The sequence below is a fragment of the Wolbachia endosymbiont (group A) of Campoletis raptor genome, from assembly GCF_964026755.1.
GTDB classification, from domain to species: Bacteria; Pseudomonadota; Alphaproteobacteria; order Rickettsiales; family Anaplasmataceae; genus Wolbachia; species Wolbachia pipientis.
The window spans coordinates 1186439-1208147 of sequence record NZ_OZ034695.1 but is presented as its reverse complement, the minus strand read 5'-3'; the positions used below and the strand labels follow the sequence as shown (position 1 = coordinate 1208147).

The 21709-nt window shown below is 35.0% G+C and carries 18 protein-coding genes, 1 tRNA gene and 1 pseudogene; 10 read left to right on the top strand and 10 right to left on the bottom strand.

Features of this window, described 5'->3' with window-relative positions:
• Window positions 1–19 precede the first annotated feature (19 nt).
• The 3 genes from AAGD74_RS06065 (at window position 20) to AAGD74_RS06055 (ending at window position 5772) form a co-directional block, all read left to right on the top strand.
• Complete coding sequence (locus AAGD74_RS06065) at window positions 20–2374, top strand: type VI secretion protein (RefSeq protein WP_338482658.1); 2355 nt, start codon at window positions 20–22, stop codon at window positions 2372–2374.
• Complete coding sequence (locus tag AAGD74_RS06060; RefSeq protein WP_341810612.1) at window positions 2355–5165, top strand: hypothetical protein; 2811 nt, start codon at window positions 2355–2357, stop codon at window positions 5163–5165. Before AAGD74_RS06065 ends, AAGD74_RS06060 begins: the two co-directional genes overlap by 20 nt.
• A gap of 121 nt (window positions 5166–5286) precedes the next feature.
• Window positions 5287–5772: a hypothetical protein gene (locus AAGD74_RS06055; RefSeq protein ID WP_236514438.1), complete on the top strand. Its 486-nt coding sequence runs from the start codon at window positions 5287–5289 to the stop codon at window positions 5770–5772.
• Here the strand turns inward: AAGD74_RS06055 and AAGD74_RS06050 are convergent.
• Window positions 5769–6260 carry an SH3 domain-containing protein gene (locus tag AAGD74_RS06050; protein WP_007551030.1) on the bottom strand — a complete coding sequence of 164 codons (492 nt, stop codon included), beginning with the start codon at window positions 6258–6260 and terminating at the stop codon, window positions 5769–5771. The two genes, AAGD74_RS06055 and AAGD74_RS06050, sit on opposite strands and share 4 nt — an antisense overlap.
• A 70-nt stretch (window positions 6261–6330) precedes the next feature.
• On the opposite strand from AAGD74_RS06050, the gene AAGD74_RS06045 reads away from it, so the two are divergent.
• Window positions 6331–7695 carry a pyruvate dehydrogenase complex dihydrolipoamide acetyltransferase gene (locus AAGD74_RS06045; RefSeq protein WP_341810775.1) on the top strand — a complete coding sequence of 455 codons (1365 nt, stop codon included), beginning with the start codon at window positions 6331–6333 and terminating at the stop codon, window positions 7693–7695.
• Between the two features lie 93 nt (window positions 7696–7788).
• Here the strand turns inward: AAGD74_RS06045 and AAGD74_RS06040 are convergent, their stop codons facing one another.
• A complete protein-coding gene (locus AAGD74_RS06040; RefSeq protein WP_007548562.1) occupies window positions 7789–9171 on the bottom strand; it encodes an IS66-like element ISWen3 family transposase in 1383 nt (460 codons plus the stop codon).
• A gap of 83 nt (window positions 9172–9254) precedes the next feature.
• Between AAGD74_RS06040 and AAGD74_RS06035 the strand changes: the two genes are divergently transcribed.
• Window positions 9255–10079 (top strand): hypothetical protein, encoded by an 825-nt coding sequence (locus AAGD74_RS06035; RefSeq protein ID WP_007550761.1) that lies wholly within the window; start codon window positions 9255–9257, stop codon window positions 10077–10079.
• A 45-nt stretch (window positions 10080–10124) separates the two neighbouring features.
• Here the strand turns inward: AAGD74_RS06035 and AAGD74_RS06030 are convergent, their stop codons facing one another.
• Together AAGD74_RS06030 and recR are read right to left on the bottom strand one after the other, a co-directional pair.
• A complete protein-coding gene (locus tag AAGD74_RS06030; RefSeq protein WP_077190565.1) occupies window positions 10125–11345 on the bottom strand; it encodes a P-loop NTPase fold protein in 1221 nt (406 codons plus the stop codon).
• 3 nt (window positions 11346–11348) lie between these two features.
• Window positions 11349–11954 (bottom strand): recombination mediator RecR, encoded by a 606-nt coding sequence (gene recR / locus AAGD74_RS06025; RefSeq protein ID WP_010963080.1) that lies wholly within the window; start codon window positions 11952–11954, stop codon window positions 11349–11351.
• Between the two features lie 357 nt (window positions 11955–12311).
• Between recR and AAGD74_RS06020 the strand changes: the two are divergent.
• The 4 genes and pseudogenes from AAGD74_RS06020 to AAGD74_RS07330 all read left to right on the top strand — a co-directional run.
• Window positions 12312–12964 (top strand): annotated as a pseudogene (locus AAGD74_RS06020) (IS630 family transposase); the annotation flags it as partial.
• Between the two features lie 72 nt (window positions 12965–13036).
• On the top strand, window positions 13037–13291 hold the full coding sequence (locus AAGD74_RS06015; RefSeq protein ID WP_251371788.1) for a transposase: 255 nt from the start codon (window positions 13037–13039) through the stop codon (window positions 13289–13291).
• A gap of 89 nt (window positions 13292–13380) precedes the next feature.
• Window positions 13381–13785 (top strand): IS3 family transposase, encoded by a 405-nt coding sequence (locus AAGD74_RS06010; RefSeq protein WP_338482321.1) that lies wholly within the window; start codon window positions 13381–13383, stop codon window positions 13783–13785.
• Between the two features lie 153 nt (window positions 13786–13938).
• Window positions 13939–14103: an IS3 family transposase gene (locus AAGD74_RS07330; protein ID WP_081600772.1), complete on the top strand. Its 165-nt coding sequence runs from the start codon at window positions 13939–13941 to the stop codon at window positions 14101–14103.
• Between the two features lie 240 nt (window positions 14104–14343).
• Here AAGD74_RS07330 and AAGD74_RS06005 read toward each other — a convergent pair whose 3' ends face one another.
• From AAGD74_RS06005 to rpmE, 3 genes are all read right to left on the bottom strand, one after another.
• Window positions 14344–15807: a hypothetical protein gene (locus tag AAGD74_RS06005; protein ID WP_186809127.1), complete on the bottom strand. Its 1464-nt coding sequence runs from the start codon at window positions 15805–15807 to the stop codon at window positions 14344–14346.
• A gap of 83 nt (window positions 15808–15890) precedes the next feature.
• Window positions 15891–16685, bottom strand: coding sequence for an NAD kinase (locus tag AAGD74_RS06000; RefSeq protein ID WP_077188301.1), 795 nt, complete (start codon window positions 16683–16685; stop codon window positions 15891–15893).
• Window positions 16686–16723: 38 nt separating this feature from the next.
• Window positions 16724–16927 carry a 50S ribosomal protein L31 gene (gene rpmE / locus AAGD74_RS05995; RefSeq protein WP_007548602.1) on the bottom strand — a complete coding sequence of 68 codons (204 nt, stop codon included), beginning with the start codon at window positions 16925–16927 and terminating at the stop codon, window positions 16724–16726.
• A 128-nt stretch (window positions 16928–17055) separates the two neighbouring features.
• On the opposite strand from rpmE, the gene fabD reads away from it, so the two are divergent.
• Window positions 17056–18036 carry an ACP S-malonyltransferase gene (fabD, locus tag AAGD74_RS05990; protein ID WP_155969147.1) on the top strand — a complete coding sequence of 327 codons (981 nt, stop codon included), beginning with the start codon at window positions 17056–17058 and terminating at the stop codon, window positions 18034–18036.
• Window positions 18037–18075: 39 nt separating this feature from the next.
• Here fabD and gpmI read toward each other — a convergent pair whose 3' ends face one another.
• The 3 genes from gpmI to AAGD74_RS05975 form a co-directional block, all read right to left on the bottom strand.
• Window positions 18076–19596, bottom strand: a complete 1521-nt coding sequence (gene gpmI / locus AAGD74_RS05985; protein WP_341810611.1) for a 2,3-bisphosphoglycerate-independent phosphoglycerate mutase — start codon at window positions 19594–19596, stop codon at window positions 18076–18078.
• Between the two features lie 33 nt (window positions 19597–19629).
• A tRNA-Asn gene (locus AAGD74_RS05980) sits at window positions 19630–19701 on the bottom strand.
• A gap of 843 nt (window positions 19702–20544) precedes the next feature.
• A complete protein-coding gene (locus AAGD74_RS05975; protein ID WP_012673220.1) occupies window positions 20545–21282 on the bottom strand; it encodes a hypothetical protein in 738 nt (245 codons plus the stop codon).
• Between the last annotated feature and the right edge of the window lie 427 nt (window positions 21283–21709).

Genomic DNA, 21709 nt, shown 5'->3' with positions numbered 1-21709 from the left:
ATCTTTATTGAATACGCATATGCAGTTAAAAGTACCAACAGTTAACTCTAAGCTTAAAAAAAAGAACAACTTAGCATTACTAGAAAGCATTGATTTAGATTTTGTTCCTTATGCTTGTCATTACGATGAAGAAACCATACTAACAAAACAGGGAGAATTGTTAAAAATAATCAAGTTAGAAGATTATTCTTCTGTTGATAACTACAGCGACCTCAGAACTGAAATTAGAAAAAGCATATCAAAAAATATTAATAGCCTGTATTTTACCGTTTGGATTCATACCGTTAGAAAGCGCAATAAACTGAGCTTGAAATGGAATAAAACTGAAGACTTCTCTGACAACCTACATTCAACGTGGTTTAATAAACTAACTGATAGTAAATTACAGTATATAAATGAACTATACATTGTAATATTGTTTAGCGATTTTGGCAAGCATACTAATAATTCGTTTTTTTTCAATAGAATAAAGAATAAGCATAAGTTGTCTTTACAAGAAAGCCATCAGGAGTTGCAAAAGATAACTGACGTAATTCAAAATGATTTAGGACCTTTTGGAGCTAAAAAACTGAGTCTAAGGTTTAGTGAAGGTAAAATATATTCTGAAATGATAGAATTTCTCCACTATATTGTTACATTAACGCACAAAGATTATCCAATACATGAAAGGGACCTGTCGCAATATATTAGAAATTTTAAAATAGCTTTTGGTTTCAATACGTTTCAAACAATATTTGAAAATCAACAGAAATTTGGCTCTATTTTCAGCATAAAAGAATACCGGGAAATCTCTTTAGGTAATATAGATAGATGCTTGCAGCTTGAATCTGAATTTATCATTACAGAAATAATGATATTTACTAGTAATAACAAAGCAATAAAAGAATTTAAAAAACAAATCAACATGCTGCAAATTAGTGAGGATAATACCTTACTTAAAAGCTCAGGAATTGAAGAAATAATAGAGCTTGAAAAGACCTCTAGTATAGACTTCTGCCAACAGAAAATTATTTTTACAATATTTGCAGATGATAGGAATAAGTTAGCTGAAAGTATTAGTGATTTATCTTCTATAATGTCATTAGTTGGCTTCATGATGTTTAGAACTGATTTACATATGGAAAGTCATTTTTGGGCACAACTTCCAGGCAATTTTGCTTTTATTACGCAACCGAAAAATATCTTAACAAAATACGCTTGCAGCTTTGCTATGCTGCACGATTTTACGTCAGGTACATTAAAAGGAAGAAGGTGGAAAGAAGCGGTAATGATTTTTTTCTCAAAAAAAGGAAATCCTTACTTCTTTAATTTTCATGGAAAAAGAAATAATGGCCATACTACGATACTCGGAGCTCCAAATTCAGGCAGAACTTCACTCATTAATTTTCTATTATCAGAATCAAGAAAGTTTAACCCAAGAATTGTCATATTGGATAACACTGGAAAATCAATAATTTTTACTAAAGCAGTGAGTGGTAAATATTACATAATCGATCCAAAATATAAGGACAAAAGCCTAAAATTTAATCCACTAAACATTGAAGATAGTGCTTCCAATCGCAATATGTTGGTTGAACTGATCAGAAGAATGGTAGCCGATACGAGCTTGGTGGACGTAGAAGAAAAGATAAGAAAAATTGTGGATTCTATATTTGCTATACCCAAGGAATCACGTTCTATTTCACAAATTTCTGAGGTGCTCTTGCTCCTTGGGGGTAAGATAAGTAGATGGTGTGACGATGGTGACTTTGCTTACTTATTTCAAGATGGTAATGAATCAGATATTGACTGGGAAACAAAAATTATATCTCTCAACACCGCAAACCTTACAAAACAAAAGGAATGTATGTCCGTGATACTTTACTATTTTTTATATTCTTTTGAGGCAAAATGTGATGGCTCGCCTGCAATACTTGTTTTGGATGAAGCATGGGAGATAAGTAATATTTTTCCTACAGAGAAAGAGTTTGATAACTGGATGCAAAGAATGACGGAACTAAATGTTGCAGTAATCCTAAGTACTGAAAATTTAAATCTCGCATTTGCTAGCAAATTTACTCAATATTTAGATAAACATGTTGATACAAGAATCTTGATGCCGAACGTCAATGCAAATAGATTATACATGAAAGCATTTTCTTTATCAAAAGAGGAGCTGAATATAATTCTGCAGACGCCAACGCAGGAAGGTTTATTTTTGATAAAACAGTATAAAGGATTAGTAACTTTAAATTTAGATTTAAAGAATATGCAAGAAATACATGTACTTTCAGCTAACAAAGAGACGATAAAGTATATGTACGAGGCAATAAAGGAAAAAGGAGAAGAAGTTAATGAGTGGTTACCGGTATTTTATGAGAAGTGTAAGGCTTAATTTCTTATTGATATTTTTTTTGATACTTGGTCTTTCGTATCAAGGATATGCTGATTGTCCAACATTTGTAGAAAGTAATACTTGGTTGGAAGCAATAGTTGGTGGAGATTGGGTAAAGGAAATTAAGGTGCAAGCAATAAAAGATCAAGGAGTTGATGGTTACTTTAATCCCAAAATTAGAGTATGTGCTTATGATGGACAAAGTTATTGTTATGACTTACAAAGTGGGGAATCCTGCCGCCAGATATATGGAACGCAAGGTACAGGAGCTGGAGTTTCTGCTGCAGCTTTTATTGATTGGGAAGGGGATAAAACAAAAGCTGGAGGAGAAATTGCTCGGGGTCTTAAATGGGAATGGGCAGACGGTGTTACTGATGAGGAAAAAAGAAGATTCGCTAACTCTCCTAAAATATGTGCTTGCAGTCAAAAAGGGGCTTGTATGTCAGGAATTTCTTCATGGGGTTCTAGAGTATTTTCGGGTGAGAATATTTTTCGTTCTGGGGAGATGGAAAAAGTCTGTGATACCTGCTACCAAACGGCAGTAAAATGTGCTCCCGTGCCACTTGCACCTAGTCCCCCTCCATTTTGCGAGCAACTTGCAATGTCACCTCCACAAGTTAGAATTGTTCCTATAACAGATAAAGACAATGATTACTTTAATCCTAAGGTTAAGGTAATCATTGGTGATCTGAAAGGAAGAGACGGAGAGATTGGAGAAAAATTAGATTTCCCTAAAGGGTATGGAGAAAATAAAGCTGAGTGGCGCTCTATTTTAGACAAAGATGGCATCACGTACTACTTCAAAACCTATAGAAAAAAGGGCCAGCTCTGTGCTGAATACCTTGGAACTCAAAGTATAAATGAACAAAATCCACAGTTCGTCCGCTGTTTTCCTGCACCACCTGCTCCAGAACCTGAGATAGTGGAGATAGTAAATAAAAATACATTGAAAGTAGAAATGAAGATGAGTGAGAGCACTTGTGCTAAAGCACATGGAACCTATAGTAATGGTTCCTGTACTTTTAATGTTAATACTGACCTCAACCATCCTATAAACATTGGCCCCCTATCTTTAAAAGTAGTAAAACCAGCAATAGTAGCAAAAACAACTGATAGTAATATTGATAATATTATAGAAGGTATATTAGAAAGTAATCCGCAACAATTTAAAGTTCTGAAAGAATATGGCTATGTTCCTGATGTGCAAATTAAATGTTCTAAAGGCGGAAGTTTTTATAGTTTTAATGATTTTGAGAAAAAGTTAAAAGACAAATCTATTCAATGTGAATTTAATAACTCTGGGCAGCCGGAGATAGAAGTAAAGTATAAAGGAAATTCTAACAGTAAAATGCTTTGTCTTTCTGGATGGCAGCCAGAACCAGAGGAGTTTGTTCTTAAAAGAGAAAATAAAATAATACCACTAAAATTAATGGGAACAAGATATACTAAATACAATGCTGTTTACTCCAAGGAATCAAATCAGTTCTATTATCTTCCAAGCAAGGAAATAGTTTACCCTTTGAAAGAAACTCAAGAGAGGTTGGATAAAATAATATTTAATAAGCAAGAGTATGTTTTCTTCCCTGATGAAAATGAGCAGAAGAAGGGAGAATGCAGTTACTGTGTAAAAAGAAATGATGAGATAGACGATACATTTAAATCTAGTAAAGGACTGAAAGTAGTATACAAATTGACGGATGTAGAGCATAGAGAAAAATGTAATCAAGGTGATGATGGTTGTATCTGCTTTACTGGAACATGCAGCCGTTCAACACGATATGTAGACAAAGAAAACACTCAACCTTTTTATACAAAGATTTCACAAAATACAAATGGCGTTGTCACACAACAAGAAGCACCAATTAAAGCAAACAGAACGGAGGTCTTTTACGCTGATAAATTGTGTAGGTTCGATTTAGAAGGTCTCAAAAAGAAATTAAAAGAAAAATTAAAAGAGATAATCAAGGAACATCTGAAAAATAAGAAACCAGATCTTGAAAAAAATAATGAAAAATCCTATGATCATAAAAATAAAGATGTTTATACAGATGACTTATCAATAAAATTTGATCGTATTAAAATAGAAGCGTGGGGAAGTGGTGAAGCAGGTCATATACAAGGTAGTGGCTGTGACAATCAAAAATGCCATTCTACTGAAAGCAGAGTAGGGATGCCAGGAGATTATATTAAAGCTAAACTGAAAATCGATCCTAATTATCCTATAATTAAGGTGCAAGTCACAGAGGGAGGGGGTAACCAGGAAAGTAACCTCTCAGATAAGGACGGGGGACCTGTTTTCATAGAAATGTGCAATTCGCAGAAGCAACATTGCCAGCAACTGATTACTGTTGCAGGTGGAGGTGAGTATAGAACATACGGTGGTAAGGGTTATGAGGAAACAGTAATTCATAAGCAAGATTTAAAGCTAGAGGAGAAAATTGTAAAGGCAGATAAACTGAAGTCTACACAAGACAATCAAATAGCATATATAGAAAATGGTGAAATCAAGTATGAAACAGTAGAGTGTGGAAGTGGTTTGAGAAGCAGTAGATCTGGTGCAGGTGGCTGCATTAATAAAAGCAAAGGAATTTATGGTAAAGGCTCTCCAGGGTATGTGAAGATTAGACCTATTATAAAGGAATTTGACGAAGAAGAAATAAATGCTGCTATTAAAAAAGTAATAGAGGATCTATACGATCTTGAAACTATGACTGATTTTTTGGTAGGGGATCTTAACGTGAATATAAGTGGGATAATTAAAGAGGAACTCAAAAAAGAATTGTTAAGGTAAAAAGATATAACTCTGAAAATTATGCTCTCGTTTTAATAATTAATTAAAGTAAAGCATGTAGTAAATGGTGTAATTGCTGTATCTTAACAAAAAGGTATAACGAATGTAAGGAGGGTACTTTATGTCTCTAAAGAATAAAATTTCTGAGCTAATAGAACAACAATTTAGCATTAAATACCATGACAATTATTTGGCTTACGCTATACATAAGTGGGCTGCAAGCGAAATATCTAATTCTATTGCTTTTTGCATAATTGGTTGTGGAAATTGCAAGATTGGATATCAAGATGCTGCAAATTCGTTCAACATAACAAAAGAAGAAATTGAACAAGGCAATATTGCAAGCATAGAAAGTAAAATAAAAAATGAAGCTGAAAAATCAGGTAGCGAGTTTTCTGAGTTGATTTCTAGAGTGGATCAATCGCTAAAAGAGCAGAGTGAAAAGTCTATTGTACAAATTTTAGATTCATCCGCTGAGGAGATGTTAAGGAGTTTCTGTGATAACCCTGTACAGTCTCCAGAGCCTCAAGAACCCTCTGCTTCATCTGAAGAGCATGCTACAGAAGGCCCAGAAACTAGTGTTAATTCAGATCTTTTGTCAACCTAATCAACCCCATATATATGTTTTTTTTGTACCCATGCTTTGCGTTTTGGGGTGGAAAGAAAGCACCATTCTTCGTTGCATTTTTCTATCTTCATCACAACAAACTTGTCTATTTTCATAGTAATCTTGCTGTCTACACTCTGTTTTTGATATCCATAAGTATCTTCTTTTACAATCGCGTAGCGCTTATCACTAAGAAGATTGCCTTTGATCCATCCGCAGTCTTCATCTATATCGCAGACCTTTTTCCAACTCTCAAACTCTTCTATCACTTTCAGGGGCAGATTTTTGCAAGTGTATATCCATTTTACAGGATAGTGAAACCCTGGCCCCGTTCTCATGTTGATCTTATTTGATTTGGTTGAAACAAAGTTGTTAGCAAACAAGCTATGGCTAAATAATAAAAACAATAGGATAATAGTACTGAACCAAGATCCCAGTGTCACGCACTGGGATAACGTGAGGGATAGTGTAACAGACTTATTCATCATAATTCACGATTAGGTTGACATAAGATAAAGAGTAAATTAAAAATTGAATAGATCTTTAAATGCAAAATCAATGCCTATAGAAATATTAATGCCTGCTCTTTCACCGACAATGAGCAAAACTGGAGGAAAAATTGTAAAGTGGCATAAAAAAGAACAAGACAAAGTTGAAGTAGGCGACGTAATTGCTGAGATAGAGACTGATAAAGCCATAATGGAGTTTGAATCTATAGATGAAGGAGTTTTAGCAAAAATTTTAGTAACAGAAGGAACAAGTGGCGTGCCTGTAAATCAACCAATAGCTTTAATGCTGGAAGAAGGAGAAGATGAAAGTGCACTTGACAACTATACTTCAACTTCCATCAATAGTGCAGTTAAAAAGGAAGTGACAAAAAGTGCTGTTGATAATCAAAAATCAGAACACCGAGATTTAAACGGAAAGCCAATAAGTCATTCTTCGGTGTCATTCCAGCGCGTGACGCTGGAATCCAACCCCTCAATGTCATCCCAGTGCTTGACGCTGGGATCTGGAAAAGAAGAATGGATCCCAGTGTCAGCTACTCAGATGACAGAGGGTTATGCAGAAGGTAGAACAAAAATAAGCCCATTAGCTAAGAAAATAGCTCAAAATGAAGGGGTTAATGTGCAGCAATTAAAAGGTACAGGACCATATGGTCGCATAATTAAGGCTGATGTGTTGGAGTTTTTAGGCAGTGGTATACATACTGAAAGTCCTGAGAAAGATACCATAGTTGAAGTAAGCAACATGCGCCAAGTGATAGCACAGCGCCTGACTGAATCAAAACAGAATGTTCCACATTTTTATTTAACTGTAGATTGCCAGGTTGATAAGTTAATATCGTTAAAAAACGAGATTAACTCAGCAGATGAAAACAATAAAGTAACAATTAATGATCTAATCATAAAAGCTGCAGCTTTCAGCATGAAAAAATTTCCTGATATAAATTCTTCGTGGATAGATAATAAAATACTGAGATATTCAAATATAGATATTTCAATCGCTGTGGCACTTGAAGATGGGCTAATTACTCCTATAGTAAAAAATGCTGATAAAAAGGGTATTTTATCTATATCAAAAGAAGTGAAAGATTTAGTAAGCAGAGCAAGATCTGGAAAATTGAAACCTGAAGAGTTTCAAGGAGGAGGGTTTACTATCTCCAACTTAGGGATGTTTGGTATAAAAGCCTTCAGTGCTATAATCAATCCGCCGCAATCTTGCATTATGGCAGTTGGTGCATCTAAAAAACAACCAATTGTTATGAATGAGAAAATAGAAATAGCAGAAATAATGACAGTAACGCTCTCTGTTGACCATAGAGCAGTTGATGGGGCACTCGGAGCAAAGTTTTTAAATGCCTTTAAGCATTATATAGAGAATCCTCTGGTGATGCTTATTGAAACTGCGGTAATCTATTAGCATTGTTATTACAAAATTAATACCTCTAAGTTTATACTTTTATTAGTTAATAGGTTTAGAGGTAAAAAAATGGTATCCGTTCAGGAGAGTGGTTTAAGAAACAATAGATAGGAGATTTTGGAAAGGATTGAGACCCCTTTGTTTCCAAGTTAAGTATAATGAAATTATCCGCTCAAGGAATGTATTTCCCCGCTTTGATTGTGTAAAATATGAGTTTTTGCGATAAACGACATAATGCCGAATTTGCCGTTCAGCGTGGTTATTTGTCAGCGGAATATTTTCTGGGTCATCTAAAAATTTCCACATCATTCTTTCAGATCTCAGAACATTTTTTGCAACTCGAGAGGCTCCAATTGCTTCAGGTAAACGAGATATCTCCTTCAAGTAATACTTTGTACGTTTTCTTAATTTTCTGGCACGTCTGACAAACCTCAAAACATCTATCTCACTTTTTAGTAAAGCTTTTTTTAGTGCAAATAATTCAGTGGCCACGTTTCTCAAGTAACAACCCAGAACTTTAACTTCAATATTCCAACTATGTGCTAATCTTTCAAAATCTCTTGATAAATGTGCCCAACAGATTTGCCTGTTTTTATCGGCAAAATAATTGTATGCTGCATACCTGTCAGTTATTACCAAGCTATTGCGATTGCAGAATTTACTATTTTGTAAAACTTTCATTCCTCTTGACTCTGTAAATTTTACAAAACTTGCCGTATTGCTTGCAAACATCCAACACCAAGCGAGTTTACCTTTGTTATAATGGCTCGTTTCATCAATATGTAGAACTTTACTCCTACTTATCTCTTGTTCGATCTGCTCATACATTTTTTTGCATTTTGAAGCAACTCTATGTTCACTATTTGATATGCTACCGACGCTTATGTTCAAATTGAAGATATCATTTACGACACTCGCTATTTCGCGTTTTGAATTTTTGTAGAATCCGCTGAACGCTGCAATTATTGACTTAACCCTTGGACCAAATGTATCTGGCGTAACACCTTCCGGTAACTTGCTACTTCTTCTCTTTCCGCATCTCCGACAACGGCCATGTTCTAACTGATATTCCACTACATAAGGCTTGATTTCTGGAAGATCAACTTTCTGATGAATATATGGTTTTTCACATATTGCAATTTCTCCTCCGCATTCGCAAGTATTAGGCAACTCTATCTTTACTACTTTATCTGCATCCATGTTGGCGCGAAAACTTCCTTTATGACCAACCTGACCGCCAATATTCCTTTCGCTTTTCGGCTTATTCTTTTTTATTTTATACAACTCTTTGGAACTTGGTATTGATGAATTTTTTGAGCTTAAACCGAGTCTTTCTCTTAACTCAGCATTTTCTATCTTTAAAGCCTTATTTTCTGCTTTTAAACTTTCATTCTCTTTTTCCAATCTTTCTATTTTTGCTTCTAACCTTTCTATTTTTTGCTGTAAATTTTTGCAAAGTTCTAAAAGGTTTACCATATTACTTCACTTTTGCTCTATGATTATCTTTTTAGATCACCTTGTCTACCTTATTCTGCCACTCCGCTGAACGGATACAAAAAATGAATACTACAGTAGAAAAAAATAATCCAAAAATTTTTCCTCAAAATGAAGGAAAGATTAACTCAAAAGGCATGGTTGCCCCACCTGTTCCTCCGAAATCTTCCCAAGCTAAATTTGCTGGAATAAAAGCAATTTTTGAGCGAAATGTACCTCATTCTCAAGCAAATGATAGTAATAAAACAGTGAGTAGCAATCTTGGAAGAACATTTGGTCCAACAATGCAAAAACTCATGGAAGACAACATTCATAGCACTCCTAACAAACAACGCCGCAATTCAGGGGATAGTGGTATCAGTGATATTAGTAGCAGCACTTCTGATGATGAGGATAGAACAATAAAAGATAAAATGATGGAAAATGTTAAGCAGGATAACCATCAAAAAAGCTTTGATTTACATAAAGTACAAGCAACTGATGAATTAGAAACCGTAAAATTTCTCAAAACGCTAAGCAAGAAAGAAAGAGAAAAACTTGGTTTTTCTCCTAAACAGCAAAATAACCAAAAGGTTGAGACTAGCAAAAAAACTTATAATCCACTTGATTGGAATCCAATCTATCAAGGTAAAAAGCTCTTTAGCTTAGGCAATATGTCGAGTAATTCGTCTTCATGTAGTGAAAAAAGCAATATTTCAGATGTAAGCGATAAGTCTAATAATTCAAACATTGTTAGATGTAATATTACTAGGAGTAACAGTAAGGAAGACCTTCGTAAACCTGATGCTTCACATAATGACAAATCTGCAGGTAAAAAATTATCTAATGTCAATGTAAGCGAATTAATCAGAAAGTTTGAACAAGGTAATGACATAGTAAAAGGGCGTTAATCAAATGTTACCCTATCTTTGTATATGTAAAGGTAGGGTATCTTTTCAAAATAGTATATCCTTTATAGCTTTGTTAATTTTTGACTCCCTCTCTGCAAAAGCAGTTTCTAGAGAGGTTTTAAGTTTTTCCCATTCTTCTTGACCATTTAGAACTAAAGATTTATATTCATTTTCAATTTTTTCCAATGCTCTTTGATATGAAAAACCTAATTCCTCATATATATCAATATTTATCGATTGCAGTATTACCAAAAATGAAAACAAATTCGGATCAGGTAATTCTTCTCTTGTGTGATTCAGAAGACACAGCTTTATTTTTTTTACGCAGTATTCTATTGTTTTTAACGATAGTGACAGGCTTTCTGTATAAAATATAAAACTATCTACAATCAAATTTTTTGACTTTTTCGGTAATTTAATATTTTCAAATAGTTCTTTTGTAAATTTTTCTATCGGTTGTTTTGGCAAATGTAAAGAGAGATCAGTAAAAGATTTTAGGTCAAAATTTGGTCCAAGTATTGTGCTGATTGCTCTTTGTACATTACTCTTATCTTTACTTACAGAAATAATGAAAACCAGCCCCTCCACATCAAGCATATACTTTATAGATTCCAAAAAATCGACAACGAATTTAGGACGGCACACATCAAGATTATCCACCATTATATAAATGTTTTTGTCTTTTCTGATTTTATTAACCACATCCGCTAACTGTGTTTTAAAATCTCTAGTACTCTCTTTTCTTCTTTGGAGAAGACTTAATTCACTCAAGACAAAACCTATGTCTTTTTTATCAGCCTCTTTTGCAGCATCAAGAAATACTGAAAGCATAGCAAGTGGAGATTTACTGATCAGCTTTCCTAGTGTGTTTAGAGAAAATAGCTCTTGGTTTATGTTCTTGAACTGTTGTATAACACTTCTTTTTACTTTATACGATACAAATAAATCTTCAAATAGGAAATTTAAAAAAGAAGGCAGTGGTTGGTCCAATGCATTGATATCCCATGCACTATAATAAGCTGCAATTTCATTTTGCTGTTTTAACTCTTTTACCCATTCTTTCAAAAAAAACGTCTTGCCCCATCCATCATATCCTTCCAAAGATATTATTGTAAAAGACTGATCAATTGTTTTAATTATAGTGTTGAATTTACCTGAAAATTGCTTATAGTTTAGGTGGTCATTTTCCCAAGCCACCACTTTAAGTGGTGGCACTATTTTTTTCTTTTTGAATGTTATTAGCGATATAAGTTTTTTTAAGCACATGTCTTATTTTATATTTAACTCATATTCTTGTCTTGAAGTAAGTGCTATCCTCAGCGTTCCTTCATCAAGATAGTCAATTTCTCCGCCCATTGGTATGCCGCAAGCAAGGCGTGATATTTTCACATCCAAATTTTTTAGCAATTCAATTATATATTGTGCAGTAACTTGGCCCTCTAATGTCGGATTAATTGCGATAATTATCTCTTCAATTTTAGACTCTGTCACTCTTTTCAGAATAGTGTCAAGGTTGAGTTCTTTTGGACCTATGCCATTTATTGCAGACAATCTGCCACCCAAAACATGGTATAAACCTGAATATATATTTCCTTTTTCAAACGCCCATAGATCACCTAATTCTTCTACTACACACAGTAACTTAGTGTCACGTTTTGGGTTAGTACAAATAGAACAAGGTGACTTAGTATCTAGATTTCCGCAAACTTCACACTCTATTATAAGATCTGCTAGCTCTTTAATCAAAGATGCAAGTGGTAGCATAACTTTTTCTTTGTTTTGGAGTAAATGTATAACTAACCTGCGTGATGATGATGGCCCTAAACTTGGCAATTTAGAGAAAGCATGAACTAGATTCTTTATGTTAACGTTCATTCAATAAATTCAGAATAGGCAGTCAAATGGTAACATCAAACCCTTTGTAAAGAAAGTGGTAAGTTTCTCTTGATCCCACTTTGATCAGCTATAGAAAAAATTTTTTACTTTAACGAAAAAAATTACTTCCGCACACTTAAAGCCTGATTATAATAGACTTCTTGCATAACCCAAACTAAGTAGAAAAAAGGTATCATCCAAGTAGCTGACACTGGTTCCTTTATGACGGCAGTACCTTCTCCTGTCATCCGAGTAGCCGACTACTTGGATCCAGGAAATTTAACTCTACCAAGTATAGCTCTTTCCATAAAAGTCCGGATGTGATAGGATAAGGGTAGATGATGATAAGGAGGTTGAATGCCAGCAGCATATAGTTATGATTTAAGAAAAAAAGCAATGGAAGCGCTAGACGAAGGAGAAAGCAGAGAAACAGTGGCAGCAAGATTTAAGATTGGACGAACTACTTTATGGGAGTGGCAGCAAAGAAGAAAAGAAACAGGAGACTTTCAATCAAAAAAACTTGGAAATGGGGGTTACAATCACAAAATTACCGACTGGGGTACCTTTGCCAAATTTGCCAGAGAACACGGAGGAAAGACTCTATCGGAAATGGCTAAACTTTGGAACAACGTTAGTATCCAAACGATCTATCGAGCCCTTAAAAAAATTGGATTTACGCGCAAAAAAAGACATATGGATACAAGGAAAGAAACGAAGAAAAACGTGCTGAATTTTTGAAAATTATAGCGACAAAAGAACCTAAAAACTTAGTGTATATAGATGAGTCTGGCATTGATAACACCGAAGACTACCCCTACAGATATTGCCAGAAAGGACAGCGGTTTTATGCCTTAAAATCTGGAAAGAAAACTCAACGAATCAGTATGGTTGCAGCCTTAAGTGGAAGAAAGATAGTTGTTCCGTTAACCTTTGAAGGCCACTGTAATATGGATGTTTTTAATGGATGGTTTGAGCAATTTTTGACACCGATCTTGGAACCTGGACAGACTGACCTTACCCAGAAAAAGTGGAGAGAAAGAAAGGAGTTTTTTCGGGTAAAATAAAATTTTGGAGGATTAGAAATGGCAAGAGAATATACGGCAGAATTCAAATTGGAAGCTGTTAAGCTGGCAAATGAACAAAGAAAGGTAGGTCAACCAGTTGCAAAAGTAGCAAGAGATCTAGGAATAAGGGATAGTGTATTAGGAAAATGGATGAAGAAATATAACGAAAAAAAGTCAGCGGCAAATGCATTTCCAGATGTAGCACCTTATGACAAAGAGAGATTTGATTTACAGAAAGAGTTAGCAAAAGTAACAAGAGAAAGAGACATTTAAAAAAAAGCCCTGGCCAGTCAAAAAGAGTAAAATATTTTTTCATAAAAGAGCATAGTAAACACTATAAAGTGCAGGAATTATGTAGGGTTTTGAATGTATCTGCTAGTGGCTACTATAAGTGGACTACAAGGAAAATAAGCAGTAGAGAATCAGCAAATAAAGAGTTATTAGCAGATATTCAAAAAATATATCAAGCTTTTAAATGTAGATATGGAGCTCCTAAAATTCATGCTGAATTGAAGGCTTTGGGTAAAAGTTGCAATTTGAAAACGGTGCAAAGTATTATGCAGAAAAATGACATCAGGGCTATACTGAGAAGAAAGTTTAAAATTAAAAAACAACAAACAGATAATAGAGCTGTAGCTCCCAATATACTAGATCAAAACTTTATTGTTGATCAACCAAATAAAGTATGGGATTACTTACATCAAAACCAAGGAGGGATGGCTATATTTGGCAGCAATAATCGATCTATATTCACGCATGGTAGTTAATGAGCAGTTCAATAAATAAACAATAGGTTATGGACTCTTTATTAATGGCCGTTAACAAGCGTAAACCTGCCAAAAATCTACTATTACATAGTGATCAAGGTTCACAATATACTTTGCAAGGTTATCAATATCTCTTATCCATAAAAAACATAGATGAGTCATAAAGGTTGTTGTTACGACAATTCTGTTGTGGAAAGCTTCTTCAGTTCTCTAAAAAGGGAGTTACCAATAGACACCTCTCGGCACTCTAAACAGCATATCAAAACTGCTATATTTGAATATATAGAAATTTTTTATAACAAACAACGTCACTATTAACTATTGCATTCCTGAGCATTTTGATTCATCATTCTCTTTGTGAAAAACATTCCAAACTTTCTCTCCACTTTTTCTGGGTAAGGTCAGTCAGCTACTTGGATGACAGGGGAGGGAGGTGCTACCCTGACAATCGTCATCCCGCTACGTGTTAGCGGGATCTAGAGATATCGCGAATGAATCGCGGTATGACGGTCTGCAGCGGTATGACGTAGGGCTGCACTAGCTATATCATGCATTTTATTAACCGACACTATAAACAACATCCTTACAATTATGAGATTGAACCACAACTTGCTCAAGCGTTAAGCTGCTGCGTTTAGCGTCTTTACCGTGGTTTTCCCCAAGAACATTTGTTCTTTCGTGTTTTATTTCTTCAATGAATTTCTTGTTAACGCTTTCAGGGTCAATCTTTTCCTGCGAATATATAAGATTAGTGCAATTTGTTTTTCTATAATAATGTATGCCAAAACCCACAATGAGTAATGCAAGTATACCAGAACCTATAAGTAATGATAATCCTATGTTATTAGTCAAAGGGTTTTGGTAAAATTTTTGTACACCATTAACACCATGTGTTGCAAGTAGCCCTAGAGGAAACGCTATATTTGCAGCAACTACACCAGTAAATAATGCAGTAAATATTGGTCTGTCGTTAATTACTGATTTTATTTTATTAGTTCTAGTAATTACTTTTTCGTCAATGTTAGTGAAGCCTTGTTTAGCTTCCCAAGCATTAAGTACAAAATTTGAATGAGTGCCATTGCTATATTCCAGTCTTACAGATTTTATAGCTTTATCTTTTGGCTGGTGCTCCAACACCTCAGCTAAAATTTTATCCGCATCTTTTTTTTGAATGGAATGTTCTTCAGTATCTATAAATTGCCTTGTTGCAAAAAATATTGGACCAATTGTAAGCAATGCAGCAAGTGCGATAACTGGTATAGTGATATATTTTGGGCTGTTTGTAAAAAATGCAATAAATTTTGCTTTATCTTGTAAATATAATAAAGCTGCAGATATACTGAGTATAATAGCACTTGCACCAAAAATTATAAAACCCTTCTGCTGCATGGCATACTTTGCTCTTGGCAAGAATCTGTTTGTTTTTTTATTTGTTGTGCTACCTATATCAGAATTTAGTGACAAAGACTCTTCAGAGTCATCTTTGCTTTTATACGATGGTAAAGTATTTGAAGACGCACCTAAATCATCTTTTGAGTTTTGACCACCTATTCCACTGTCTAAACTCTTTTTCGAAGATTTTGCATTTGGGTCTATAGCTGCATAAATATGTTCTTCTGATCCATTACCAGATAATCCTCCTAAACCTAAACTTGCTGTTTGTGATACCCAATCATGAGTCTCACCTTTTGTTTCTTCTAGGGAAGGAGGTAGTACTTCAGTACTAAGACCAAACAAATTTTTGTCTTCTTTGTCTTGTAAACCTGGAGCTTTTGGCAAAATCGGTGGTGCTCCATCACCATCTTTTTGTCGATTTACAGATGCATAAGTAGGATCCACTTCCTCATCATCTGATTCTTCATGTGACATTCCCTGCACACGTGGTACTACATTCAGTACACTTGAGATAGCATTTCCTGCTTCTTCAGGGGATGGTGGATCTTTTAGTGTTATCTTGCTATTGTCACCTGTTTGTTCGTAAGAAGTTAATTTTACTGTTGATTTTTCGACTGACCCATGCATATTCACTCCAAAGTTAATTACTATGCTGCATTGATTACGCTATAGTTATTAAGATATAGTAAATACCAATTTACGGATAATTATTAGTATAGAAATTGTCTATCAAAGATTCTTTCATTCAGAGGGTAATCTTTGTCAAAAAGCAAAGTGATTGTGTTCTCATGGTCTTTTTGTATTTTTATCTGTGATATATCATGAAATTCTTTGTAATCTGATACTACAAGTGCTGGACGGTTTTTTGTGTCGTTAATGTCAATTTGTACGATTGTATCGTTTGATATTAACGCTCCATTCCAATGCCTTGGGTAATAGCTATTGATAGAGGTTAATGCAAGTAAATTTGAATTTAGCGGCAAGATTGGGCCACCGGCAGAGAAGTTATATGCAGTGCTACCTGTGGGAGTAGATAATATTACTCCGTCCCCTCTAAATTTTTCTACTTTTAGCTTATCATTAATAGTGATATTCATTTCTACTATTTGGTTTGCTTTTCTAAAAACATATACCTCGTTTACCGCTATGTAGTGATACCTCTTGCCACTTGTGTCTGTTGCTTCCATTTTTAGCAAAGTTAACTGAGTTGAAGTTGCATGTTCTATATGATCAATTAAATCTTCACTGCGGCTAAAGCATTTATTCATCAAAAACCCAACATTGCCGGTATTTACCCCATACACATGCATGTTTTTATTTTCTATAACGTAATTATGCAAGGTACGCAGCATAAAGCCATCACCGCCAACAACTATCAGTAGATCAATTTCGGACTTATTTTCTTCTGTTATATTGATAAAATTAAGTTTCTTTAATAGTTTAGACACTTCCTGCGATTTTGGTGATGGAGAAACAACATAGCCTATATTTTTGTATTTATGCATGCTTCAGTAAACTCTCTAAAACTTAAAGAGGAGGAAAATTAGAAAATGCTTCCATATTTATCGTTAAACTTAGCTAATTTGCTAGTTTTACTTGCTAACCCGCTTGTCAAACTTCCAGTCCATGCAGGGTGAGTAAGAGGATCTCTATCAAGTTTTACCCTATCTCCCTCCTTTCCATAAGTGGAACGAGTTTCAAACTCTTGACCGTCTGTCATAACTATAATAATTTTATGATAATTCATTGTTGTTTATAAATTTTTAGTCAGTTAATATTCTAGTGAACTTAATTCACTAAGTCAATCATTATTCTAAAATATTGACAAAAAATAAATAAAGTAGTATATTTAATAAGGAATAAATAATAACTATCATGATTTTTGCTTTCCCCGGTCAGGGCTCTCAGTTTGTAGGAATGGGAAAGAGCTTATATAGTGAGTTTTCTGTTGCAAGACAAGTATTTAATGAAGTAGATAGCATATTGGATAGAAAGCTGTCTCATTTAATCTTCAACGGTCCTATTGAAGAATTAACCATTACAGAAAACGCTCAGCCAGCTATAATGGCAGTATCAATTGCAATGCTACGTGTTATGGAGCATGTGTTTGGCAAATCTCTTTTCACTGATCACAATGTTAAATATGTTTGTGGGCATTCAGTTGGCGAATATACAGCGCTGTGTGCTGCAGGAGCGTTAACGCTTGAGTCTGCAATCAAGCTGCTGAAAGTTCGCAGCGAAGCAATGCATGAAGCTTCACTGAAATGTAAAGGCGGAATGGTTGCGTTGCTTGGAGCAGAGATAAATGAAGTGGAAGATATATTGAAATCAGTTCAAATTGACGGAATTTGTGAAATTGCAAACGATAACGGTGGCGGACAAGTGGTTATAAGTGGCACTAGAGAAGCTCTTGAAATGTTACCCGATTTATTCAAAAACTCGAGTGTGAGGAAACTAATTAAATTACAGGTTAGTGGGCCTTTTCATTCATCTCTTATGAAACCTGCTGATGAAAAAGTTTTGGAGTTTTTGAAGGGTATTAAAATAACCCGTCCTATAGTTCCTTTGATATCAAATGTTACAGCTAAAGAGGAGAGTGATCCCAAAGTTATAAAAACTTTACTCGCCAAGCAAGTTGTAAGCAGAGTGAAATGGAGAGAAATGGTTTTGTATATGTCAAGCCGTGGCATTAACAAATTTGTTGAAATTGGCCCTAATAAAGTTTTATCTAATTTGGTCAAAAGAATTGACCAATCTATCAGTACAAAAAATATAGATAGTATTGGTGATATTGACAGCTTCTTTAATGAATCATTAGTACTAACAGCGAAAAATTTAAAAGTTGGATTAAGTTAAAACACATCTATTTGATGTCATTCCGGTGCATAACGCTGCCTAGCTGGAATGACAGAGGGTAATGCAAGAAATCAACGAACTGCCTGTCATTTCGTTTGGTTTTTTAATTCCAAGTAGCTGTAAAATAGTAGGGGCAATGTCAGATAACCTTCCGTCTCTTAGTTTTAGATTATCGCAAGACACAATAAATGGCACTTTATTTAGAGTGTGTGCTGTATGAGGTGTATTATTTTCTTCATCGAACATACATTCCACGTTACCATGGTCTGCAGTAACAATTAATGCGGTGTTGCTTGACTTTTTAACAGCATTCAGCACTTTCGCAAGACAATCATCTACAGCTAGCACAGCTTTCTCGGCTGCTTTTATATTACCTGTATGCCCTACCATATCAGGATTAGCGTAATTTACAACTATCAGTGCGAATTCTTGGGAGTGAATTTTTTCTACAAGCTTTTCTGTGAGCTCGAAGGCTGACATTTCGGGCTGCAAATCGTAAGTTTGAACTTTTGGTGAGGGAATGAGTATTCTTTCTTCACCAGAGAAAGGTTCTTCTTTTCCACAATTGAAAAAGAAAGTCACATGAGCGTATTTCTCGGTTTCGGCGATACGTAATTGTCGTAATTTATTTTCTTCTATTGTTTGTCCTAGAGTATCAGCGAAAGAAGTAGGAGGAAAAATATAAGGAATTTTGAGATCTTCTTTATACTTCATCATACTTAAAATTGAAGAGAATTTTGCTACCTTAGCGTAATCTGTTTTGCCAAGCAAAATACTTGCTAATTGTATCATTCGATCAGCACGAAAGTTAGCCAACAGCACTCCATCTTCTGGTTTTATACCTTGATAATCACCTATTACTGCGGGCCTGATAAACTCATCAGTTATGTTATTTTGATAGTTATTCTCAATCAACGATACTGCATTATCATGACAAGGTGCCTTTGCAAATGCGATAGCCTCATAAGCTTCGATTGTTCTCTTCCACCTGTTGTCACGGTCCATAGCATAGTAACGCCCAGAAACAGTAGCAATTCTTGTGTCATTTCCCTTTATACTCTTTGTAAATTCTTGAATGCATTTTTTTCCTGAATTTGGCAATGTGTCTCTGCCATCTAAAAATGCATGTATCACCACTTTTATTCCATGCTGTGATATTTTATTTGCTAAAGTTGAAATATGCTTTTGATGCGAATGAACACCGCCATCTGACACTAATCCCATTATATGGCATACTCCGTTCTTACTTTTTAGATTACTAATAAAACTTTGTAGATTTGCATTGTTTTCTATTGTTCCAATCTCTTGATTAATGCGCTGAAGGCTTTGTATTACTACTCTACCACTGCCAATATTCATATGGCCAACTTCTGAATTACCTATTTGACCACCAGGTAACCCCACATCAGCTCCACAGGCGGATAAACTGCATTTTGGATAATTAGAGCTAATATATTGCCAACAGGGTGGATTTGCGTTGCTGATAGCGTTGTATTTATTATTCTCTATTCCATTTCCCCAGCCATCTAGTATACATAAAACCACTGATTTAATGTTCATATAAAATCAACACTAGAATTTGACAGAGAAACGCTCCCCGGGCCGGATTCGAACCAGCGACCAATTGGTTAACAGCCAACTGCTCTACCACTGAGCTACCGAGGAATAAACCGTTTTTAATTTACCATGTTGAACGTTGGTTGTAAACGTTTTTTGTGTAGACTTTAAGTCCAACTGGTCACAGAAACGAAAAAACTTACTTGACAAACTCCGCCAGCCCTCTTATCATGAAACTGAAGCTATTTATTTATCTTCGCAATCTGTGCAGGTTAATGACAAAAAACTTAGGGTATTTGGCGTCTCATGTTTAATTTTTCGCACTACGTGCACCGCATGTCTTTAAAAATTTTTAGGTTTTTACCTATATAAGCCGAAACGCGCTTACAAAGCGTTTAAGACAGCAAAAAACGTCAAATTGACAAGGGAGAATTTGAATACTAGCTATCCTAGGGTTTCTTTGCCTTTTTTCCTGCTTGGTAAATTTCTTAAACACTTGCGGTGTAGGTTAGTTGCAAGTTAAAAGCAGCTAAATCGCTCTTAATCAAGCGTTTTAGAATAAAAAAACGCCGATATTTTAGTACATGGTAAATAGCCAACCACCACGGGGCTTCTTTTGCCTTTTTTTTATTTAGTAAATTTCTTAAATATTTATGGCTAAAGCAATTTAAGAGACCGAAAATGGTGTCATTTCAGTGCCCCTGTAATGTCATCCCAGTGCCCTGACTACTTGGATCCAGGAATTTTATTAAGTTGGTGAGCATAAAAATAGCTGTTTTACGTTAAAATACAATGTTTTGATGATTATGGAAAGGCTGGATTCCAGTGCTTGGCACTGGAATGACATCCTCCCTTATGGAAATTGCTCTCAAATCACAATGTTCGTACAGCTATGGAATGAATCGCGGTATGACGATTCGCGGCGGTATGACGTCTGGCCTGCACTATAAGCTAATCATCATCTCCAAATATAGAGCTAATTTTTTTGCCCCCAGGAGAAAATTTATTAGTCCAACTGCTTTGCACTTTGGTTACGTCTTTAGTGGCAGTTTTATTGCTGTATTCCTTGATTTCCTTATCTATTCTCTCCATCATTTGTGAATCAAGGTAGCTCTTTTTCCATTGGCCAGTAGCAAGGAACACTTTGTTTAAGTCTTGAGTGCGGATTAAGTATTCTTTATCTTTAGGGTAAACCTCCTGCGCCCAAGCAAATAGCTCAAAATAGCGTGCAAATAATTCAGATGCACGTGATTTTGCAGTTTGATAAGCCTGTATCTCCTTAAATATAACTTGGCCGATAATTTTCTGCACAAGAATATTTGCTTGCTTTAGGTTCTGCTCAATATCCTGGTAAACTTTATGGAGGAATTCCTGCTCCAAATTTAAGTTCAGTTCATTTTCAACCATGTGTGAAAGTTCATGCACTATAATGTATGGGTTTGACTTCCTCAGTACAATAACATATCTATTTACACTGGAAGACCTGATTGTCTTACACACTCCCTCTTCCATATCCACTAATCCCTCTTGGTATATTTCAAATGAGAGCCTATTTTGCTTTATTAGTGATAAAGTGAGGTTTAATGTGTTTCTAAACTTCTCAAATTGATAGAGATATTCGACATACCGTATTGCATTTTCACTGCTTCCTACTTGAGTTGCTTGTTTTATTAAATTCCTGATTAGCATACCTTATTATTAAAGGAATTTTTTTTATACTCAAGAATTGATTGGCTACAAAGTGTTTTTAGGAAGCCTGATTGCATAGCTAAAGTAATTCATGTTTACTGATAACCGTCATAACGCGATTCATTCCATAGCTGTACGAACATTGTGATTTGAGAGCAATTTCCATAAGGGAGGATGTCATTCCAGTGCCAAGCACTGGAATCCAGCCTTTCCATAATCATCAAAACATTGTATTTTAACGTAAAACAGCTATTTTTATGCTCACCAACTTAATAAAATTCCTGGATCCAAGTAGTCAGGGCACTGGGATGACATTACAGGGGCACTGAAATGACACCATTTTCGGTCTCTTAAATTGCTTTAGCCATAAATATTTAAGAAATTTACTAAATAAAAAAAAGGCAAAAGAAGCCCCGTGGTGGTTGGC